The organism is Sphingomonas faeni, assembly GCF_024273235.1.
In the GTDB taxonomy this organism is placed as follows: Bacteria; Pseudomonadota; Alphaproteobacteria; order Sphingomonadales; family Sphingomonadaceae; genus Sphingomonas; species Sphingomonas faeni_A.
On the sequence record NZ_JANBVH010000100.1, the window covers coordinates 1 to 862 of the forward strand.

The 862-nt window shown below is 62.5% G+C and carries 1 protein-coding gene; it reads right to left on the reverse strand.

Annotation, left to right across the window (positions count from 1 at the left end):
* A partial coding sequence (locus NLI89_RS21665; RefSeq protein WP_254688794.1) for an IS5 family transposase occupies positions 1-817 on the reverse strand: 817 nt, incomplete at its 3' end.
* Between the last annotated feature and the right edge of the window lie 45 nt (positions 818-862).

Here is an 862-nt window from a genome sequence, read left to right on the forward strand (position 1 = left end):
GTTTGGCGATACGGCGGGTCATCCGCCTGATGGATGAGACGACCATCCATGCTTCGGAGGATGCGATGGAGCCTTCCCAGTCCTTGGCGAGGCGACGGCACCGGTTGAGCCACGCCAGGGTGCGTTCGACTACCCAGCGCCGGGGCAGAATGACAAAACCCGCCAGGTCGGAACGTCTGATGATTTCGATCCTCAGCCGATCAATGTGTGCGACTGCTGCTTCGAGCTTTTGCCCGGCATAGCCGCCATCGGCGAACAGCTTGGTAAGGGTGGGATACGCATCGCAGGACCGCTCGATCAGACCGGGCGCCCCGTCGCGGTCCTGCACATCGGCACCATGCACCACGCCTTCCAGCATGTTGCCGAGCGTGTCGGTCACGATGTGGCGTTTGCGCCCCTTGATCTTCTTGCCCGCGTCGTAGCCGCGCGGCCCACCCGCCTCGGTGGTCTTCACAGACTGACTGTCGATGATGCCTGCGCTGGGTTCAGACTTGCGGCCTGCCGCGACCCGCACCCATGCCACCAGCACCGCGTTGACGGCATCAAGCAGGCCGTTGTCGCGCATCCGGTAGAAATGATACTGCACCGTCGTGAAGGGCGGGAAGTCCTTGGGCAGCTGTGCCCATTGGCACCCCGTCGCAGCGATATACTGGATCGCATCCCACAAGGTCCGCGCCTCGTGCTTGCGCGGGCGTCCCACCTTGGAGGTCCGCCTCAATAATGGCCGGATGACATCCCATTCTTCATCGGTGCAGTCGCTTGCATAGCGTAGCCCGCTTCTGTCATGCTCGCGCCGAGCGATTTTGGTCCAGCCCATGTGATCCTCGTGGTCTTCGCAACCCCAGGTGAATCACAAGCCACT